This window comes from Jannaschia donghaensis, assembly GCF_001403795.1.
GTDB classification, from domain to species: domain Bacteria; phylum Pseudomonadota; class Alphaproteobacteria; order Rhodobacterales; family Rhodobacteraceae; genus Jannaschia; species Jannaschia donghaensis.
This window is the reverse complement of the sequence record NZ_CXSU01000012.1, coordinates 274,432-291,270: the sequence shown is the minus strand read 5'-3', so window position 1 is coordinate 291,270 and position 16,839 is coordinate 274,432. Positions and strand designations below refer to the sequence as shown.

Sequence of the window (16,839 nt, the reverse complement as noted above, 5' to 3'; positions counted from 1 at the left end):
GTCAGGCGGCGGAGGACGCAGCCCCGTGGTCCAGCATTTCAAAGGCGTCGGTAAAAAAGCTCTCGGCCCCGAAATTTCCCGACTTGAGTGCAAGGGCCAGACCGCCATCGGCGAAGCACCAGGGCACGCCCGGAGCGATTTCCGGGCCGATGCGCAGACGATCCACATCCAGCGCGCGGGTGACGGCCCCGCTCGTCTCGCCGCCGGCGACGACGATGCGCCCGATGCCCATCGCCCTGGCGTCGCGGGCCAGTTGCGCCAGCGCATCCTCCACCAGCGCACCGGCTCGCCCGACACCCAGCTTTTCCTGCGCGGCGGCGATCGACTTCGGTTCGGCGGTCGCAAAGACGATCTTGGGCGCGGCCGGGTCCTGGGCGGCGAGCCAGGCGCGCGCGTCCTTCAGCGCGTCGCCCTTCGCCAGTTCCAGCGGATCAAGGCGATAGCCTGCAGCGACCTTTAGGTAAGTCCCCACCTGTGCGCGCGTCATCGCGGAACAAGACCCCGACAGCACGATCTGCCCCCCCCCTGCCGTCGGAAGGGGCGTATTGCCGGGCGATCCCATCGCCCCCGCCTCGCGCCAGAGGGCCGGAAGCGGCTGGGCAATGGCCGATCCGCCGCAGATCAGCGGCATGTCGTGGATGGCCTGCGCCAGCGTGGCAAGGTCCGCATCCTCCACCGCGTCCAGCACGACATGACCCTGCAGCCGTTCCAACGCGTCTCGCACGGCAGCCACCCCCGCCCGCACGGTCGGATACGGTACCGCCCCGGTCTGACGTTGAACCTGCGGTCCCAGAAGACGTTGGAGGTTCGCGTCGCGCATCGGCGTCAGCGGATGATCCTTCATCGGGCTTTCGTGCAGGGGCTGGTCGCCTACGAACAGATTGCCCATGAACACGCGTCGACCGTTTTCGGGAAACGCTGGGCAATGCACCGTAAGGTCCAGGCCCATCTCGGTCATCAGCGCCTCGGCGACCGGCCCGATGTTTCCCCGTTGAGTGGAATCGAAGGTGGAGCAATATTTCCAGAAGATGCGCCGGGCCCCCTGCGCCTTCAGCCAGCGATAGGCGGCGCGCGCCTCGGCAACGGCGTCATCGACCGGATTGGTGCGGATCTTCAACGCGATCACCTCGAAGGCCGTCGCGGTGTCGCCGCCGCCTTCGGGCAACCCAATGCGCAAGGTGACGGGAACACCGGCCCGCGACAGCATCGCCGCCAGGTCGGTCGCGCCCGTGAAATCGTCCGCGATCGCTCCGAAAAACGTGTTCGACATCGTTAAATTCTCCCCGCTCAACCCTGCGCCGCCGTCAGAAGGTTTTGAAAGGTTTCGACCATCATTTACCATCCGAGTGATGCAAGGAGGTCGCGCCCGGAATGGCGAATCCCGATGGACGACGCACCGCAGCGGGCGTAGCGTCCGGCTACCATTCACGAGGTCAACATGCCCGATACCAGCCTGCCGAATTCATGGGACGCGCGCGCCAAGGCGCACAGCTTCTTCGGCTTCACCGACCTGCCTTCGATCGCGGAGCGGGGCACGGTCGTTCTGACGCATGGCGAAGGACCCTATGTCGTCGACACCGACGGCACGCGCTATCTCGACGCGAATTCAGGCCTTTGGAACATGATCGCGGGCTTCGATCACCCGGATCTGACGGCAGCCGCCCAAGCGCAATACGCCGCCTTCCCCGGCTATCACGCGTTCTTCGGGCGCATGTCCGATCAGGCCGTCATGTTGTCCGAGAAACTGGTCGAGGTGTCGCCGTTCGAGGATGGAAAGGTGTTCTACACCAACTCGGGGTCCGAAGCGAACGACACGATGGTCAAGATGCTCTGGTTCCTGCATGGGGCCGAGGGGCGCCCGCAGGCCCGCAAGATCATCACGCGCGGCAACGCCTACCACGGCGTCACCGCCGTTTCCGCGTCGATGACGGCCAAACCCTACAATGCCGTGTTCGGTCTGCCCCTTCCCGGCTTCCTGCACCTGACCTGCCCGCACTACTGGCGGGAAGGCCGCGACGGCGAAAGCGAGGCGGAGTTCCTGGCCCGTCTGGTCGACGAATTGGAGCAGATGATCGCCACCGAAGGCGCGGACACCATCGCCGGCTTCTTCGCCGAACCGGTTCAGGGCGCGGGTGGCGTGATCCCGCCCTGCGATGGTTACTTCGACGCGATGTTGCCGGTGCTGCGTCGTCACGGCATTCCGATCATCGCGGACGAGGTCATCACCGGCTTCGGCCGCACCGGGGCGCTGTGGGGCTGCGAAAGCTATGGCTTCGTGCCCGACGCCATCATCTCCTCCAAGGCGCTTACGGCCGGCTTCTTTCCCATGGGGGCCGTCATCCTCGGCCCCGAACTGTCGGATCGGTTGCAACGCGCCGTCGATGTGATCGAAGAGTTTCCCCACGGGTTCACAGCATCGGGCCACCCGGTCGGCTGCGCCATCGCGCTCAAATCCATCGATCTGGTCATGAACGGCGGGCTTTTGAACAACGTGAACCACCTGATCCCCACGTTCGAGGCCGGTCTGGCCAAGCTGGCGCAGCATGAGCATATTGGCGAATGGCGCGGTCGCGGCCTGATGGGCGCATTGGAAGCGGTGCGTGACAAGGCCACGAAGACGCCGTTCGAGGGGCATCTTTCGGTGTCCGAACGCATCGCCAACACCTGCACCGATCACGGCCTGATCTGTCGCCCCTTGGGGCAATCCATCGTCCTGTGCCCGCCGTTCATCATGACGGACGCGCAGATGGAGGAGATGTTCGACAAACTCTCCCGCGCCTTGAACAAGGTCTTTGCCGAGGTCGGCTGACGGATCGGGCCGGTGCGCATTCGCGTTGCCCCGGCATCGGGGCCCGGCCTACCCTTCGTTCGAATGTGCCGAGGAGAGATTTCGATGAAGCTGTTTTTGACTGGGACCGCATTGGCCCTTGCCGCCGCTGCTCCCGCCTATGCACAGGCGCCCATCTGCGGCGGCATCAGCGTCGTTGGCGATTGGGTCGGCGGGGACGAAGCCGCCTCCGACCTTGCCGCAGCGGACGAGGTGTTCGACGCGGACGGCCAAGTGCCCATCGCCGGACATCTGGTGCGCATGTTCACCCTGTCGGATCAGACGGATGTGCGCATCGAAGTCTCTGCCGTGCCGTCCGGTGACCCCTACATCTCGGTCTACGCTGCAGACGGGACCGAGGTGGCCGCAGACGACGACTCGGGCGACGATTTTGCCAGCCGCATCACGTCGTCGTTGCCGGCGGGCACTTATTGTCTGGCCGCGCGCAGCTACGAATCCGGCATCACCGACGTTTCCGTCCGCATCGGAACGGCGGCGGCCTTCGGCGACGATACCCCGGCCCCTGCTCCGTCGACACCGGCGATCACGCCCGAAACGGCAGGCACCGGGGCCGCGTGTTTCGAACCGGGAATGGCACGGCTGGGCAACGGGCTGGGCCTGTCGGACCTGACCGGCGACATGAGCGCGAACCTGACCGTCGAGGAGGTGCCCGCCCTTGGCTTCTCCCTCACCGAACCGTCACCGATTTCCGTCTTCGCCGACAGCGAAACGGGCGACCCGCTGATCCGGCTTCTGGACGCGCGCGGGACCGTGTTGGGCGAAAACGACGATCACGATGGGTTGAATGCGCGGATCGACATGACGCAAACCCTGCAACCGGGCGATTACTGCATCGAGATCGAGGATCTGAACGGGACCGGCAACGCGATGGACGTTGGCGTCGAAGCCTTCGATCCTGCGGCGGATCGGCTGCGCCGCTTGAACGCCGCGGAATTCGCGCCGACGGCGGCAGACAGCGTGACCGTGACCGATCTGGGCGCGCTGGAGACAGCCATGCTGCGGGACGTCGCGGCCAGCGGCGATACCGTCTGGTTCAGCTTCGATCTGCCGAGTGGCGGGCTTGTCCTAACCGAAGCGATCGGAAACGGGACGGACCCGGCAGTGACGCTGTTCGACCGAGTGGGACGCCGCATCGGGGAAAACGACGACGGGCCGGACGGGCTGGACAGTTTTCTGGCCACCCGTCTGTTGCCGGGGCGCTATACGCTGGGCGTGCGACTGATCGACGACAGCGAAGGGTCCGTACGGCTGCTGCTGGAGCGATACGTTCCGGCACCCTAGGGCCCGGTCGCGACCACGTCCCGGCGGCCGATCGGCCATCGGGACGGCACCGTCCCTACTTGTTCATCTTCGCAAGCATGGCCTGCATATCCGCCAACTGCTTGCGGATCGCGTCCAGCTCTTCTTTAGACTGGCTTTCGCCGGCGGGTTGCTCGGCTTCCTGGCCTTCGGGCAAAATCGTTTCGGGGAAGCGGCCGCCGGTCATCGCCTTGAAAAAGGCCGCCTGACTTTCCTGCATCGCCTTGAAGCCGGGCATTTGCGACATCGGGTTTATGGCCGTCATGTTCTCGACCATCTTCGATTGGCCGGAGCGTAGCATCTCGAAGCTGGAGGCCAGGAATTCGGGAACGACCGATTGCGCCGTCCCGGTATAGCTGCGGACGAGGTCGGTCAGCACGCCCAACGGGAGAACGGATTCCCCCTTGGATTCATGTTCCGCAATGATCTGGAGCAGATAGGATCGGGTCAGGTCATCGCCCGATTTCAGATCGACGATCTGCACCTCTCGACCGGCGCGGATGAACCCGGCGATATCCTCCAGCGTGACATAGTCGCTGGTCTCGGTGTTGTAGAGCCGCCGGCTGGCATAGCGCTTGATCAGCAGCGTCTTCGTTGCGTCCGACATCTCCTGCCTCCCCGATGTTGCAGTGCAGAGAAGCGTAGCGACACATTCGCAAAGCGCAAACGAAAAGGGCGGAACCTTGCGGCTCCGCCCCTCGAATTCAGCGATCGCTTGACGCCTTACTTGGCGGAAGCGGCTTTCTTCGTCGCCGTCGTGGCTTCGGCAGTGGCCTTCTTGACGGCGGAAGTCGCGTCTTCCTGGGCTTCCTTGCCGGCAGCCATCATCAGCTCAACGGTTTCCATCTGAACCTTCTTGGCGATCTCGGCGAAGGCGGCCATGTTCTCGGTCGCGACTTCGGCGGAGGCCGAGGCGAAATCGGTCATGGACTTGGCGTAGTCGGCCGGCTCGTCCTTGATCGAAGTGACGGGTGCCATCTTCGACAGGGTCTCACGGGTCCACTTGTGCGAAATCTCGGCGGACTGCTCGGCGGCCTGCAGAGCGACCTTGGACATCTTCTCGGCGAAGGCGGCCTGCGTCTTGAAGGCTTCGGACATCGCGGACGTGTCGACGGGGAAAGACCCCATCATGTCGGTCATGTACTTGGTGAAGTCTTGGCTCTTGTTGGTCATGATATTCTCCATTGGTCGCTTTGTCGGTGTCGAGAGGTCTGCCCGACCATCGGGCCGAACTTCCTCATCGGCTGACAAACAGATACATGCTGCACCGCAGCAAATCAAGATGTTTCTGCACTGCGGCATAACATTTTTTTCGCAGTTGCGGCGAAAGGTGCCCTTGCGGAAGCGCAATGGCCGCACGGAGCGTCCGCGCGGCCATACTACCAATGGTTTCATCACTCAGGCAACGGCGCGCGCGGCCTCCTCGGTGTGCAGGATCGACATCTTGTCACGCAGCATCAGGTTCAGGATCGTCCCCGCGACAAGCATTCCGCCGACCGCTCCAAGGCGCCCGCCGGTATTCTCCGCTTCCCACAGGATGTAGAACCACAGCGGGGTCATTCCGGTCAGGCCGAGGTCCGCGACGTCGGGATGCGGGTCGAGCACGTCAACCCCCATGGCCTGCGCCACGGTCTCTCCGGTGGGCAGATGGAAGGTGTGCTGACCGCGCTGCATGTTGCGGTCCGCCAGGTTGCGCGCCTTGGCGTCCTCGGCCTCCGACAGGCCGGGCATCCGCCCGACGATGTTCGTCGGCAAAGAGATGAGGTCCGCGGCGATCTTGGTGTTGATGGGTCGGGATCGTTGCGCCTGTGGCCCAAAGAACCGCGCCATGTCGAGGTTGTGCGCCCGTGCCACCGGGGAAAATCCCGCGTTGACCGGTGAGAAGATATCCTCCTCCTCGTGCGCGTCGTTGAGGGCGTAGGTCTGCCGGATCATCGAGTGGCCGAACCGGAACGCCGCCGCGGCAAACTCAACCGGCATGTCGGGCGCGCAATCCCACGATATCGGACCGGGCAGATTTCCGTCCATGGCCCCCTGCACAAGTGGATCCAGGACCGACTGGTCGACGACCGCCGGCAGGAATTCGTGCAGGATGCGACGCTGATACGCATGCGTCAGCCCTTCACGCGCGACTTCGTAGCGATGTTCGACCGTCCCGCTCGCCTCGCCCAGCAGGCGATTGTGCTCGGCCACGAACTGGCGGCCGTGGATCTGGCTGATGAACAGGTTTTCGTCGTTGCGCGGATCGCCGATCAGGGCGCGGTCATTGCAGTTGCGCTGGAGGTCCAGCGGATTGCCCTGCGTGCCGGCGGCCCAGCCCCGTCCGAAAGCCAGTCCTCGGCCCTCGTCCTGCTGACCGTAGAGCCAGGGATCCACCTCCGGGCCGGACCCATAGACCGAGTCGAGGTCGAAACGCGGAGTTCGGAAATTCTCGATCTCCTCTACCCGCCGGGCGGCCTCGCCCAGTTGGGTCGTCGCGTCCAGCGTCAGGTCGTGGTCGATGAACTGACCGAAGAAGGCGGTGCCCGCATCCGCCGGCCCGTCCACCGCGTCGTCCGGTCCTTCGACCATGCGGGCCGCAAGTTCGGAAATGGCGTCTGGGTCGGGCTGATCGGCCTGATGGTCGAACAGCCGCCCGAAACTGCGCTGTGCGGCGACGTGTGGGGCTTCGGCACTGCCCAGTTTCGCGACCGGGCGATGCCCCATCGTCTGACTGCCGTCGCGATGGCCATCGCAGGCGACCTTCATCGCCATGGCCGTCCCCTTCATCATGCCGTGGGGGGTTGTTCCAGATGATGCACTCATGGTCTTGCTCCCTTTCGATCCAGATTGACGCATGGTCAACTTAGTCGGTTCGGGGCGCTGCCATCAGTAAGGGAAACCCGTCTTGCGCGTCTCGATTCGCGCGGTCAGGCCGTCAGGCGGCATCCTTGGGCAGGACGTAGGTTCCGGGGGCTGCAGCAAGCACCGGATGATCGGGTCCGCCCGGCGCCCGGGCCGCGACCTTCTTGCCCGACTGCTTGCCCAGCCACTTCTCCCACCGCGGCCACCAGGAGCCTTCGTGGAAATCGGCGTTGGTCAGCCAGGCATCTGCCGTCTCGGCGGTGTCACCATTGACATAATGGCCGTACTTGTTGCGGCTGGGCGGGTTCACGATGCCCGCGATATGGCCCGACTGGGATAGGATGAAGGTCTTGTCGTCCGATCCGAATTTGCGCGCCGTTTCCCACGCGCCGCGCCAGTGAGCGATGTGATCGGTTTCGCAGGCGATATCACACAGCGGCACCGTCACATCCGCAAGACCCAGGCCCGTCTCGCCCAGCAATTCGAATTCGCCGGATGCCAATTCGTTGTTCAGGCACAGCTTGGTCAGGTACTCCGTCACCATCGGACCGGGCAGGTTCGTGCCGTCCCCGTTCCAGAACAGAAGGTCGAAGGCAGGCGGTGCCTCCCCCAGCATGTACGACTTGATCGCGGGACCGTAGACGAGGTCGTTGGAGCGCAGATAGCTGAACGTCCGGCCCATGAAAAACTTGTCGAGATAGCCCTTGGCCTTCCCCTCGCGTGCGATTCCTTCGATGAAATCGTGGTCCAGGAAGACGCCCATCTCGCCCGGATCCTCGAAATCGGCCAAGGTGGTGAAGAACGTGGCCGACTTGATCGACGTGTCCCCGCGCCGCGACAACAGTGCCAGCGTCGCCGCAAGCGTCGTGCCGGCAATACAATAGCCGATCGCGTTGACCTTCTCCTGGCCCGTAATCTCCTTGACGACGTCGATCGCGGTCAGGAAGCCTTCGTCCACGTAATCGGCATAGCCGGTGTCCCCGTAGGTTTCGTCCGGGTTCACCCAACTGCACACGAACAGGGTATAGCCCTGATCCACGATCCATTTGATAAGCGAATTCTTTTCCTTCAGGTCGAGGATGTAGAACTTATTGATCCACGGCGGAAACAGGATCAGCGGTGTCGCATGCACCTTCGCGGTGGTCGGCTCGTACTGGATCAACTCGAACATGCGATTGCGGAAGACGACGCTGCCGGGGGTGGTGGCGATGTTGCCTCCCACCTGAAACGCCTCCGGGTCGGCCAGCGTCACCAGCCAGTCGCCCTGGTTGGCCTCGATGTCGCGCACCAGGTTTTCCAGACCCTTTACCAGGCTGTCGCCCTCGGTTTCGACGGCGCGTTGCATCGCTTCGGGGTTGGTCGCCAAGAAATTCGTCGGGGCAAAGAGATCCACGATCTGCTGGCTGAAGAATTCGACCCGCCGCTTGTCGGCCCGGTCCAGCCCGTCAAGGTCCTTGACCGTATCGCTGATCGCATTCGCGCTGATCTGATATTGCTGCTTGAGGAAGTTGTAATACGGATGCGCGTCCCACAACGGGTTGGCGAACCGCCGGTCCTTTGGCTGCGTGTCCGGGGCTGGATGGGCCACTCCCTGCGTCAGGGCCGCCTGCGCTTCGACCGCGTGTTTGAGGGCCTGCCCCCAATATCCCACCTGCCGTTCGATCAGCTTGCCGGGGTTCGACGCCATCTCGGCCCAGTAGGCCGCCATCGCCTTGGCATAAAGCTCGGGTCCTGGTCCCTGAAGTCCGGGGTCAGAGGTGCGTTTCGCGGCCAGTGCACCGACCAACCGCTTGGTCAGGCTGTCCATCTTGGCAAGATTGGTGGTCAATCGGTCCGCTGCGGCATGATCCGTTTCACCTTCGACACGGTTGGCCTCATTCACGTGATCGCCATCCGACATTTCTTGCCTTCCCGCCGCAATGCTGCGACTGCTAAGTAACTTACCGTCTTTTCTACACGCAAAGACGTTGTTTTCACAGGGGTTGGCACAACCGCCCCCTGTTCGCCAGATGGGAGTTTCGCTTATGCGCTTCATGGCCGCCTACGACATGATGGAAACGATGCGGAATGCGAATGCCTGGATCGGCGCGACCGCGCGCACGATGGGCAGTTTTCCTGCCACTGCCATGGTTCCCAACCCTGCTTTCAAGATGTTGGCTGCCTGGGGAGAGGTGACGGAACGCAGTTTCGGTCGCATGAATGCCAAACCCGACTGGAACCTGGCCCCCGTTTCGAGCTCCGACGGAACCGACCGTATCGTCGAGATCGAGACCGTGTTGGAGCGTCCGTTCGGCGACCTGATTCACTTCAACGTTCAAGGTCGCGACCCGATGGCGCGGCGAATCCTGCTCATCGCGCCCATGTCCGGCCACTACGCCACGCTGCTGCGCAGCACGGTCGTATCGCTGCTGCCCGACGCTGACGTCTATATAACCGACTGGCACAATGCCCGCGACATTCCCGTATCGAAGGGCAAGTTCGACGTGGAGGATTATACCCTCTATCTCGTCGATTTCATGAAGGAGCTGGGGCCCGACATCAACGTCATCGCCGTTTGTCAGCCCGCCCCGCTGACCCTTGCCGCGACCGCCCTGTTGGCCGAGCAGGAGCCGGAGGCGCAGCCCGCGACCCTGACGCTGATCGGCGGCCCCATCGACCCCGATGCCGCCGCCACCGACGTCACCGATTTCGGTGCCCGTGTCACCATGGGCCAGTTAGAGCAATCCGCGATCCAGCGGGTCGGCTTCTCCTACGCCGGCGTCGGCCGGATGGTCTATCCGGGCCTGCTTCAACTGTCGTCGTTCATCTCCATGAACCGCGAAACCCACGCCACCGCAATGTGGAACCAAGTGCTGGCGGTGGCCAACGGCACCGCGTCGGACCACGACAAGCACAATAAATTCTACGACGAATATCTGTCGGTCATGGATATGCCCGCCGAATTCTACCTTTCGACGGTGGAGCGCATCTTCAAAGGTCTTGAGATCGCCAAGAACGAGTTCGTCGTCGACGGACATAAGGTCGATATCGGCAAGATCACGGATGTCGCCGTCAAGACCGTCGAAGGGGGCAAGGACGACATTTCCGCCCCCGGTCAATGTGTCGCCGCGCACGGTCTGCTGACCGGCCTGCCCGACAGCATGAAGGCCAATTACATCGAACCCGAGGCTGGCCATTACGGCATCTTCGCCGGCGGCAGCTGGCGGCGGAACATCCGTCCGCTCGTCCTCGACTTCATCGACTCCAACGCTGGCCGGAAGCCCACGGCGAAAGCCACAGGTCAAGCCAAACTTCGCTCGGTCGAAGACGACATGCCCAAGCCGCTCGATCAATCCGGCAAGATCGCCGTGTGATGGGTGGCGGGGGCGAAACCCTCGGCTTCGCCTGCACCTGCGGGGCACTTCGTGGCGAGATCCGCGATGTGTCTCCCGCAGCCTACACGAACATCGTCTGTCACTGCAAAGACTGCCGATCGGCCTACACGCACCTTGGCTTGGCCGATCCCGAAAAGGTCGGCATCCTGCAGACCACGCAAGACCGGGTCAGGATCACCGAAGGCGGCGAGAACCTGCGCGTCTTTCGACACACGCCCAAGGGCGCGCTGCGCTGGTTCGCAACCTGCTGCAACACACCGCTGTTCTTCACCCCGCTAAAGGCCAGGCTGGTGCATGTGGGCGTGAACACCGACCGGTTGGATCGCCCCGAAGCCGTCGGCAAGGTAAAGGCCCGCGCGTTTGTGCCGTCGCCCGGTGGCAAGGTCCGCAACGAAGGGCTGCCCCGAATGGTCGGTCGGATGGTGTCGCGCATGGCGGCCAAGAACCTGAACGGCGAATGGCGCGACACGCCGTTTTTCGACGACGAGGGTGCCCCGACACGCAAGCCCCAAGTCCTGAGCAGGGAAGAGCGGGCGGCAGCGTTGATGGGCCTGCGAAGCTGACGCGTACCGCGACAAGTTGACTCGAGCTTTTGCGAATTTTGCGCCCCGTGCGTCATCAAATATCTGATCGTTAGCATCATCTTAAGTCATATGGCGTCAATGTGGCTGCAGACGTGGGAAGTAGTCCTGCAAGCCTTTTCCCCTGCAGAATCGAGACGACCATGTTCGACAAAATGGATAAGGAGAGCCTGACCTGGCGCGTGACACCTGATCTTCTGGGTGTGACCGACGCCAACGGCATGTTCAAGGAAACCAACCCGGCCTGGTTCCAGACATTGGGATATCGCCCCGAGGAGATCGAAAACACGCTGTTCTTCGAATTTCTGCATCCCGAAGACCTGGCGAATACGGCAAAGGCCTTCGTCGACATCCAAATGGGCAAACCCATTTTGCAGTTCGAAAATCGTTATCGTCACAAGAACGGCAGCTATCGCTGGCTGTCGTGGAATGCCGTGCCAGAGGGCGACCTGTTCGTGTGCAACGCCCGCGATGTGACCGCCGCCAAGGAAGCCCAAAGCGCCTTGGCCCTGCGCGAGGCGGAGGCAAACCTGCGCGAGCAGTTCATCGCAATCCTGGGCCACGACCTGCGCAATCCGCTTGCCGGGGCGGCCTGCGCGGTCGAGTATCTTATGGACAGGGAGACGCTGACGGACAACGGCATCACCGCGCTGCATACGGCAAATCTATCACTGCGCCGCATGTCCCGGCTGATCGACGACGTCCTCGACTTCGCGCGCGCTCGGATGGGTGGAGACATCGGCATTGATCCGGAAAAGGACGTCGCCCTGCGTCCCATTCTGGAGTTGACGGTGGAGGAGATGAAATACGCCCATTCCGACGTGACATTCGAAGAACACTACGATTTTAGCGATCCGGTCACCTGCGACCCCGACCGCATCGCGCAACTCGTCTCGAATCTGTTGGGCAACGCCGTGTTCCACGGCGAACCCGACGGCACGGTGCGGATGGAGGCCCGCGACACCGCAACCGAATTGTTCGTGTCGATCACCAATCGCGGCGGGCAAATCCCGGCGTCGGTCAAGGCCCTCCTTTTCGAGCCATTCAAACGGGTCGAACCCGGAAGCAGCCAGAACGGTCTTGGACTCGGTCTCTTCATCTCCAAGCAGATCGCCGACCAGCACGGTGGTGACATCGAAGTCCATTCGGACGCGCGTGAGACGACCTTCACCCTGCGCCTGCCCCGCGGCACGCGTCTGATGCGGGACTTGGCCCGCGATGCGCTGCGGCGCGTCGCCTGAACGCGAAACGCCCCGGCTTTTCAACCGGGGCGGGCTCGACGTCAGATCAAGATCCGACTGGGATCAGCCTTGACTCATTCTCGTGTCATGGCACGATCAATGACCCAGGATCTGGCTCAGGAACAGCTTCGTCCGCTCGTTCTGCGGGTTGGTGAAGAACGGCTCCGGCGCATTCTGCTCCACGATCTGTCCGGCATCCATGAAGATCACGCGGTTCGCGACCTGACGGGCGAAGCCCATCTCGTGTGTCACGCAGAGCATCGTCATGCCCTCCTCGGCCAGCTGGATCATCGTATCGAGAACTTCCTTAATCATCTCGGGGTCCAGCGCGGATGTCGGTTCGTCGAACAGCATTATGCGCGGACGCATGCAAAGTGATCGCGCGATCGCGACGCGCTGCTGCTGACCGCCCGAAAGCTGACCGGGGTATTTGTCGGCCTGTTCGGGGATCTTGACCTTCTCCAGGAAGTGCATCGCCGTTTCCTCGGCCTCCTTCTTGGGGATCTTGCGCACCCATATCGGGGCCAAAGTGCAATTCTCCATGATCGTCAGATGCGGGAACAGGTTGAAGTGCTGAAAGCACATGCCGACCTCTGACCGGATCTTGTCGATATCCTTGAGGTCCGAAGACAGCGGCGTGCCATCGACCACGATGCTGCCCTGCTGATGCTCCTCCAATGCGTTGATGCAGCGGATCAACGTCGACTTACCCGACCCCGAAGGCCCGCAAATCACGATCCGCTCCCCCCGCTGGACGGTCAGGTCGATGTCGCGCAGCACGTGGAACGACCCGTACCACTTGTTCATGTTGTTTATGTCGATCGCCACCTCGTCGGAGACGATCATGCCCGGCGGGTTGGTGTCCAATGCAGCCATGTCGGCCTCCTTAGCGATGATCGGTTCGCAGTTGGCGTTCGAGCCACTGCGAATATTGCGAAATACCGTAGCACACGACGAAGAACAGAACGCAGGCCGCGGCCCACAATTCCCAATAGACGCCCGTCCAGGCGGTCGACGACAGGATCGGGCCGCGGATCATCCCAACGAGGTCGAACATCGAGATGACCGACACCAGCGTTGTATCCTTGAAGAGGCCGACCGCGACGTTGACGATGCCCGGAATGGAAATCTTGAGCGCCTGCGGCAGGACGATCAGGCGCATGGATTGCGCATAGTCGAGGCCCAGGCTGTCGCCCGCTTCGTACTGACCTTTGGGCAGGGCGGCGAGGCCGCCGCGGATCACCTCCGCGATATAGGCCGAGGAGAACATGGTGATCATGATGATAACCCGCACGATCAGGTCGAAGTTCGTCCCCGGCGGCAAGAAGTAGGCAAGCACGACATTCGCCACGAACAGCAATGTAATGAGGGGCACGCCGCGCACGAATTCGATGAAGACGACGCAAAAGCCTTTGACGACCGGCAGACGCGATTGCCGGCCCAGCGCCAGGACGATTCCAATCGGGATCGACAGCGACACACAGACGATGCCCAGGATCATGTTGAGCATAAAGCCCCCCATTTCCCGCGAGGGGACTGCCTCGATCCGCAGCCAACCCGGCTCTTCCGCAGCGATGTAGCCCCCGATCCACCACATGATCGCCGCCACGATGACGCCGGCGAGAAGTCCGAGCACGAAGCCCTGACGCTCCACCCGCGTGAATGCGAAATATCCGGCAATCACACCAATCAGCGCGAAGATCGGCGTGATCGCCGTGCCGCCCCAGATCAGCCAGTAGGCCACGAAGGGATAGAGTGCGGTAATCACCAGCATCCAGCGCGGCAGCTTGAAGAACAGCACCGGCGGGACGGCCAGGAAAAGCAGCGCGAACGCAAGTGACGGGCGCCAGCGCAGATAGTCGGGATACTGAAATCCGAACAGAAGCTGCGGCCAGCGTTCGGCCAGAACGGCGAAGCATCCGCCGCCGCTGCCTTGCAGCGTCTCGCGGCAGTCGCGGATCGACGCCCCCTCCCAAGTGCCGTTCACGATCCAAGGGATCAGCCCGGACAGAAGGTAGAGCACGATCAGCAGCCCGAGGATCGTCATGATCGTGTTGAAGATGCTGGAGAACAGGTTTTCCCGAACCCACTTTACGGCCCCCGTTTCCGCCGTCGGCGGCGGTGCCGGAGGAAGTTCCGTTTCGCGCACGAAGGCGATGGAATGGGCGTGTGCATCGCTCATGTCAGCGCTCCTTCAATGCGACGGAATTGTTGTAGACGTTCATGATCGCCGAAATGGCCAGACTGAAGGTCAGGTAAAAGGCCATCAGCAGCAGCACGCATTCCAGTGCGCGCCCCGTTTGGTTGAGGGTGATGCCCCCCAATGTGCCTGTCAGATCCATGTAACCAACGGCAATCGCCAGCGACGTGTTCTTGGTGATGTTGAGATACTGGGAAATCAACGGAGGGATGATGACCCGCAACGCTTGCGGCAGAACCACCAGCGACATGACGCGGCCGGGGCGCAGGCCCAACGCGGCCGCGGCCTCGGTCTGGCCCTTCGACACGGCCAGAATGCCGGCGCGGACGTTTTCGGCGATGAAAGCCCCCGTATAGATAGACAGGGCGAACCACAGCGCGATCAGCGAGGGGCGCATCAGGAACCCGCCCTCGAACCGGAAGCGACCCATCTCGGGGTTCTCGACCCCGACTGGACTGCCGAGCAGCAATTGCATCAGCACGGTCGGCACGATCAGCAGGGCAATCGACGGCCACAGGACCGGAACGATCCTGCCTTCGGAATAGAGTTTGTGGCGCGCATAGCGGCGCAGTCCGAAGACCCCGACGATTGAGGCGAGGAATGTCCCGATGACGAGCCAGCCGGCCGATTCGAAGACGAGGCGCGGAATGAACACGCCCTGGTTCGTGGCCGCGAACATGCCAAACAGGAGGCCCCGTTCCGCGTCACTGCCGTCACGCGGGATGCGGAATTCGGCGATCGGCGGGAAGGTGTTGGCGGCGACGGTGAAGATGATGATGATCCAGATCAGCACCGGGATGTTGCGGAACATCTCGACGTAGACGGCCATCAGCTTGGATATGATCCAGTTGTTGGACAGACGTAGGACACCGGCGATGACGCCGAAGATGGTAGCGGTTACACAAGCCAGGAACGCGACGATCAGCGTATTGATCGCTCCGATGATCGCGGCCCGCAAATGGCTGGATTGGCTGGTGTATTCGATAGGCTGCTGGTTGATGTCGTATCCGGCCGGATCGGACAGGAAACCGAAATCGATGCCGACGCGTTGCAGGATCGGATTGTTCATGGCGTTGTTGATCAGCCATCCAAACGACAGGATCAGCAGGACGAGCGCGATGAACTGGAACGTGTAGCTCCGATATCGCTTGTCGTTGATCAGCTGCCCGATGCGAAAGCCTTCCGCCTTTGGCGGGTCGGTCATCGTGGTCATTTTGTTTTCCCCGTTTTCCCCCGGGCTCCTGAATGCGGGCCATTCCGGCCTCTGCCATTCGCGGGGTCATTCGGCGCCCCGCCCTACGTCCAAGGGATTATCGTTTGGTCGTAATGCAAGAAGGGCGCGGATTGCTCCGCGCCCTGCCCGTCTTATCTTAGCGGAACGGAGGCGAGTAGATCAGGCCGCCGTCCGTGTACTGTGCGTTCAGACCACGGGCCAGACCGATGGCCGTGCCTTCGCCGATGTTGGTATCGAAGACTTCGCCGTAGTTGCCGACCGCCGCGATGGCGTTTTTGGCCCAGGAGGCGTCGAGACCGATCATCGCGCCCAGTTCACCTTCGGTGCCCAGCAGACGATTGACCTCGGGGTTGTCGCCGGCGGCGGACCCCATCTCTTCGACGTTGGCCTGCGTGACACCCAGCTCTTCTGCCGAGATCAGCGCGTTGAGCGTCCAGCGAACGATGTCCGCCCACTCGGAATCGCCATGACGGACCAGCGGGCCCAGCGGCTCCTTGGAGACCACCTCGGGCAGCAAGATGCTGTCATCGGGATTCTCGAAACCGGCACGTTGTGCGGCCAGGGCCGAACGGTCGGTCGTGTAGACGTCACAGGCACCGGCCAGGTACTGCTGAACGGCTTCGGCACCGGTTTCGATCGGCACGGGCTCGTAGGACATGCCATTGACGCGGAAGTAATCGGCCAGGTTCAGCTCGGTCGTGGTGCCGGTCTGAATGCAGACGGTCGCACCATCCAGTTCGGTCGCGGACGACACGCCCAGATCGGCGGGGACCATGAAGCCCTGACCGTCGTAGTAGTTCACGCCGACGAAATCGAACTTGAGGTCCGTATCGCGCGAGAAGGTCCAGGTCGTGTTCCGGGCCAGCATGTCGATTTCGCCCGAGGCCAGCGCCGTGAAGCGCGTCTTGCCAGTGGTGGGCACGAAGGTGACGGCATCTGCATCACCCAGGACGGCGGCGGCGACGGCGCGGCAGACAGCCACGTCGAAACCTTGCCACACACCATTGGCGTCGGGTTCGGCAAAGCCGGGAACGCCGGTGGTGACGCCGCAGTTCAGCGTGCCGCGGGCCTTGACGTCGTCCAGCGTCGCGGCGGAAGCGCCTGCGGCGGCCAGACCGGCGAAGGCCAGCGTGCCGAGAAGTACGGAATTCTTCATTGAGTTACCTCTTCCTGATGTAACCGCGCGGATCAGGTTCGACCCGGCGGTACCGCCCCGTT

The 16,839-nt window shown here is 62.7% G+C and carries 14 protein-coding genes; 5 read left to right on the top strand and 9 right to left on the bottom strand.

The features are described from left to right. Position 1: 1 nt before the first annotated feature. On the bottom strand, positions 2-1,270 hold the full coding sequence (gene otnK / locus JDO7802_RS10710) for a 3-oxo-tetronate kinase (RefSeq protein ID WP_055085420.1): 1,269 nt from the start codon (positions 1,268-1,270) through the stop codon (positions 2-4). Between the two features lie 168 nt (positions 1,271-1,438). Between otnK and JDO7802_RS10705 the strand changes: the two genes are divergently transcribed. Both JDO7802_RS10705 and JDO7802_RS10700 read left to right on the top strand, forming a co-directional pair. Then, positions 1,439-2,809, top strand: coding sequence for an aminotransferase (locus JDO7802_RS10705; RefSeq protein ID WP_055085418.1), 1,371 nt, complete (start codon positions 1,439-1,441; stop codon positions 2,807-2,809). Positions 2,810-2,893: 84 nt separating this feature from the next. After that, positions 2,894-4,129: a hypothetical protein gene (locus JDO7802_RS10700; protein WP_055085416.1), complete on the top strand. Its 1,236-nt coding sequence runs from the start codon at positions 2,894-2,896 to the stop codon at positions 4,127-4,129. 55 nt (positions 4,130-4,184) lie between these two features. On the opposite strand, the gene phaR is transcribed toward JDO7802_RS10700, so the two are convergent. From phaR to JDO7802_RS10680, 4 genes are all read right to left on the bottom strand, one after another. Further along, the gene (gene phaR, locus JDO7802_RS10695) at positions 4,185-4,754 is read right to left on the bottom strand and encodes a polyhydroxyalkanoate synthesis repressor PhaR (protein WP_055085413.1); all 570 of its coding nucleotides are present in this window, start codon (positions 4,752-4,754) and stop codon (positions 4,185-4,187) included. A gap of 116 nt (positions 4,755-4,870) precedes the next feature. Then, on the bottom strand, positions 4,871-5,320 hold the full coding sequence (locus JDO7802_RS10690; protein WP_055087209.1) for a phasin family protein: 450 nt from the start codon (positions 5,318-5,320) through the stop codon (positions 4,871-4,873). Between the two features lie 225 nt (positions 5,321-5,545). Beyond that, positions 5,546-6,952 carry a peroxidase family protein gene (locus tag JDO7802_RS10685; RefSeq protein ID WP_187298128.1) on the bottom strand — a complete coding sequence of 469 codons (1,407 nt, stop codon included), beginning with the start codon at positions 6,950-6,952 and terminating at the stop codon, positions 5,546-5,548. 112 nt (positions 6,953-7,064) lie between these two features. Then, positions 7,065-8,891, bottom strand: a complete 1,827-nt coding sequence (locus JDO7802_RS10680; protein WP_083481128.1) for a PHA/PHB synthase family protein — start codon at positions 8,889-8,891, stop codon at positions 7,065-7,067. A 124-nt stretch (positions 8,892-9,015) separates the two neighbouring features. Between JDO7802_RS10680 and phaZ the strand changes: the two genes are divergently transcribed. From phaZ to JDO7802_RS10665, 3 genes are all read left to right on the top strand, one after another. Then, entirely contained in the window at positions 9,016-10,344 is a 1,329-nt protein-coding gene (phaZ, locus tag JDO7802_RS10675) for a polyhydroxyalkanoate depolymerase (protein ID WP_055085409.1), read from the top strand. Beyond that, the gene (locus tag JDO7802_RS10670) at positions 10,344-10,928 is read left to right on the top strand and encodes a DUF6151 family protein (protein WP_055085407.1); all 585 of its coding nucleotides are present in this window, start codon (positions 10,344-10,346) and stop codon (positions 10,926-10,928) included. Before phaZ ends, JDO7802_RS10670 begins: the two co-directional genes overlap by 1 nt. A gap of 161 nt (positions 10,929-11,089) precedes the next feature. After that, positions 11,090-12,187: a PAS domain-containing sensor histidine kinase gene (locus JDO7802_RS10665; RefSeq protein ID WP_245624172.1), complete on the top strand. Its 1,098-nt coding sequence runs from the start codon at positions 11,090-11,092 to the stop codon at positions 12,185-12,187. 96 nt (positions 12,188-12,283) lie between these two features. On the opposite strand, the gene JDO7802_RS10660 is transcribed toward JDO7802_RS10665, so the two are convergent. The 4 genes from JDO7802_RS10660 to JDO7802_RS10645 all read right to left on the bottom strand — a co-directional run bounded on the left by JDO7802_RS10660 (position 12,284) and on the right by JDO7802_RS10645 (position 16,777). Then, entirely contained in the window at positions 12,284-13,033 is a 750-nt protein-coding gene (locus JDO7802_RS10660; RefSeq protein ID WP_144430685.1) for an amino acid ABC transporter ATP-binding protein, read from the bottom strand. A gap of 40 nt (positions 13,034-13,073) precedes the next feature. After that, a complete protein-coding gene (locus JDO7802_RS10655; RefSeq protein WP_055085403.1) occupies positions 13,074-14,369 on the bottom strand; it encodes an amino acid ABC transporter permease in 1,296 nt (431 codons plus the stop codon). A 1-nt stretch (position 14,370) separates the two neighbouring features. Then, entirely contained in the window at positions 14,371-15,600 is a 1,230-nt protein-coding gene (locus tag JDO7802_RS10650; protein WP_055085401.1) for an amino acid ABC transporter permease, read from the bottom strand. 157 nt (positions 15,601-15,757) lie between these two features. Then, positions 15,758-16,777 carry an amino acid ABC transporter substrate-binding protein gene (locus tag JDO7802_RS10645; RefSeq protein WP_055085399.1) on the bottom strand — a complete coding sequence of 340 codons (1,020 nt, stop codon included), beginning with the start codon at positions 16,775-16,777 and terminating at the stop codon, positions 15,758-15,760. Positions 16,778-16,839: the final 62 nt, after the last annotated feature.

Bases quoted from the DNA above. Each gene is read 5' to 3' on its own strand.
- JDO7802_RS10670 (WP_055085407.1), top strand. From the start codon at position 10,344: ATGGGTGGCGGGGGCGAAACCCTCGGCTTCGCCTGCACCTGCGGGGCA.
- JDO7802_RS10700 (WP_055085416.1), top strand. From the start codon at position 2,894: ATGAAGCTGTTTTTGACTGGGACCGCATTGGCCCTTGCCGCCGCTGCT.
- JDO7802_RS10685 (WP_187298128.1), bottom strand. From the start codon at position 6,952: ATGAGTGCATCATCTGGAACAACCCCCCACGGCATGATGAAGGGGACG.
- JDO7802_RS10645 (WP_055085399.1), bottom strand. From the start codon at position 16,777: ATGAAGAATTCCGTACTTCTCGGCACGCTGGCCTTCGCCGGTCTGGCC.
- JDO7802_RS10660 (WP_144430685.1), bottom strand. From the start codon at position 13,033: ATGATCGTCTCCGACGAGGTGGCGATCGACATAAACAACATGAACAAG.
- phaR (WP_055085413.1), bottom strand. From the start codon at position 4,754: ATGTCGGACGCAACGAAGACGCTGCTGATCAAGCGCTATGCCAGCCGG.
- otnK (WP_055085420.1), bottom strand. From the start codon at position 1,270: ATGTCGAACACGTTTTTCGGAGCGATCGCGGACGATTTCACGGGCGCG.
- JDO7802_RS10655 (WP_055085403.1), bottom strand. From the start codon at position 14,369: ATGAGCGATGCACACGCCCATTCCATCGCCTTCGTGCGCGAAACGGAA.
- phaZ (WP_055085409.1), top strand. From the start codon at position 9,016: ATGCGCTTCATGGCCGCCTACGACATGATGGAAACGATGCGGAATGCG.
- JDO7802_RS10680 (WP_083481128.1), bottom strand. From the start codon at position 8,891: ATGTCGGATGGCGATCACGTGAATGAGGCCAACCGTGTCGAAGGTGAA.
- JDO7802_RS10665 (WP_245624172.1), top strand. From the start codon at position 11,090: ATGTTCGACAAAATGGATAAGGAGAGCCTGACCTGGCGCGTGACACCT.
- JDO7802_RS10705 (WP_055085418.1), top strand. From the start codon at position 1,439: ATGCCCGATACCAGCCTGCCGAATTCATGGGACGCGCGCGCCAAGGCG.
- JDO7802_RS10690 (WP_055087209.1), bottom strand. From the start codon at position 5,320: ATGACCAACAAGAGCCAAGACTTCACCAAGTACATGACCGACATGATG.
- JDO7802_RS10650 (WP_055085401.1), bottom strand. From the start codon at position 15,600: ATGACCACGATGACCGACCCGCCAAAGGCGGAAGGCTTTCGCATCGGG.